This window comes from Bacillus sp. HMSC036E02 (assembly GCF_001836235.1).
Lineage (GTDB): Bacteria > Bacillota > Bacilli > Bacillales > Bacillaceae_G > Bacillus_A > Bacillus_A cereus.
Genome location: NZ_KV827832.1, coordinates 1 through 2272 on the forward strand (window position 1 = coordinate 1; position 2272 = coordinate 2272).

Genomic DNA, 2272 nt, shown 5'->3' on the forward strand with positions numbered 1-2272 from the left:
ATGTCAACTAAGTTTTTCATTTCGTTTGTCACTTGCGATGTTATTGTCATCAGCGACTTGTCCTATATTACACCTCTATATAATAATAGTCAATATTAATCTTTCATTTTTTTTAAAAAGATGAAAAAGACTCTCATACCCCCCTTTTATTTCTCATACATATCAATAAGATAACTGAAAGGAGTGTAGAACTTGTTCAATCCTTCTTTATTACACATCATAAGCTCCCATTCAAGAAGCCCACACTATCATAGGAAGTTTCCAATCATTCTATTTTGGAGTCAAAAAAGCGGTTGTACTTCTCTTGCTAAGTGGTTCTTTTACCAGATTGATTTATTACAAACCGCTCTAAGTTATAGTCCTTTCATTCATAATTATGAATATGATATATACAAAAGTACACCTGCCTATAGTGTACGACTAGGAATAGCTCTACGAGAAAAACAAAAAGAAACTTTTAAACTTGTTCGTAACCCTTATAGGAGAGCAGTCAGTTCTTTCGTATCCTTAATTGGACCTCCTTATATGGAACATCCCGAATGGAAACCCATCCGAAAGTTTTTATATCAAGATGAAAATTCCTCCAAAGGGATCTCATTTAAACAATTTCTATACTATCTATTTATGAAAGGAGCTCACGCAAGTGATATTAACCCACATTTCACACAACAATATATAGCTGGTGAAGAAGAATATGTGACCAATTATATATACTTAGAAAACTTCGATCAGGAAATGAAAGAATTAGAAAAGCGTTTCGAATTAAAAACCGCACCAATAAATGAGTTCTCAACATCATGGCATCATCAAACTCCCGCCATGATTTATAAAGGGGATTTTAGCGAAGGCGATATTACTGATCCTTTATTTCCACGTCATCCGACTTTTGAAAGCTTTTATGATACTGAATGTATACAACTTGTCCAAACAATATTTCAAAATGATTTCGACACATATAAATACAGCAAAGAATATCCATACTAACTTTAGTCTATTATCTTTGCTAAATAAAAAAGATACCTCATATATAAGGTATCTTTTTAACATTTCAATTATATAAATCATACTGTTTAACAGTCTCTATTCTCCACCTTGTTACCTTTTAATAGATTACATAACTTTTGCTTATCCGCCCATCCTACTCCGATTAAAACTAAACTCGCTCCCATTATTACTCTCCATGTCAGAGATTCATTTAATAGAATAATTGAAGTAACAATACTTATTAATGGTAATGCATTTAAATATAATCCGCTTACTGATGCTGAAACTCTCTCTAGCGCTTTATTCCAAAACCAATATGCTAAAATTGTTGCTCCAATAACAAGGTATATTACACTAAGTCCCGTTTTCCAAGTTTCAACCTTTGGGAGACCGTAATAAAAAATTTCTACCAGTGCAAACGGTAAGAGAATAACAGCTCCAATAATTAAAGTTAATGTTGTAAAAACCTCGTTTGATAAATACTGTTCTTGTTTTGGCCGTTTTAGCAAAACTGTGTAGAAAGCAAATAGAAAAGTACTTAATAATATCAGTATATCTCCTATTAAAGACACTTCTTGATTAGCACTTTTAGATGGAATCGTAATAAAGAGTACTCCTATAGCACCCAATATAATTCCTATCCAATAATTCAATCGAATTTTCTCTTTCAAAAAGAGTGCTGAAAAAAGAATTGTAACTAATGGTAATGCAGCATCTATAATACTCACATGTAATCCACTGGTTAAAGAAATACCGTAGGATGTAAACATAAAATAACCAGCTACACCGGTAAAAGCTAACAAACTCATTCTTTTCCATGGAACTTTTTTATGTACAACTGATTTTTGTAGTTGCTTAAATGAGAATAGCATACAAATTCCACCTGCAAAGAAAAGACGAATAAACAACAAAGTAAACGGCTGAATAGATTCTAACGCCCATTTTGTTGGCGCAATGGCTGTGCCCCATAATATAACAGCCACTAATAACATGCATATTTCTTTCATAATGCCCCACACCCATCAAAAATATATGTTAACTACCTTAATTATAGATTTTTTCTAATGTAAAATCCTTTAAAAACACAAAAGGTTATGTTAAAAGAGCTAGATTGCTACTTTTCATATAACCTTTTTATATAAGATCACAAACATTCTTGTTACATCTGGACTATATTCTTATAAAGGTAATTCTTACCTTTAAATTTAAAATAATAAAAATAAACACAAAAAAACCTAAGTCGAAACGACTTAGGTTTTTGCTTGGCGACGTCCTACTCTCACAGGGA

The 2272-nt window shown here is 32.0% G+C and carries 2 protein-coding genes; one reads left to right on the forward strand and one right to left on the reverse strand.

Annotation, left to right across the window (positions count from 1 at the left end; all coding sequences use genetic code 11):
* Window positions 1-192 precede the first annotated feature (192 nt).
* Complete coding sequence (locus tag HMPREF2590_RS10660) at window positions 193-984, forward strand: sulfotransferase family 2 domain-containing protein (RefSeq protein WP_000483015.1); 792 nt, start codon at window positions 193-195, stop codon at window positions 982-984.
* Window positions 985-1070: 86 nt separating this feature from the next.
* On the opposite strand, the gene HMPREF2590_RS10665 is transcribed toward HMPREF2590_RS10660, so the two are convergent.
* On the reverse strand, window positions 1071-1991 hold the full coding sequence (locus HMPREF2590_RS10665; RefSeq protein WP_000658284.1) for a DMT family transporter: 921 nt from the start codon (window positions 1989-1991) through the stop codon (window positions 1071-1073).
* Window positions 1992-2272 lie beyond the last annotated feature (281 nt).

Bases quoted from the DNA above. Each gene is read 5' to 3' on its own strand.
- HMPREF2590_RS10665 (WP_000658284.1), bottom strand. From the start codon at position 1,991: ATGAAAGAAATATGCATGTTATTAGTGGCTGTTATATTATGGGGCACA.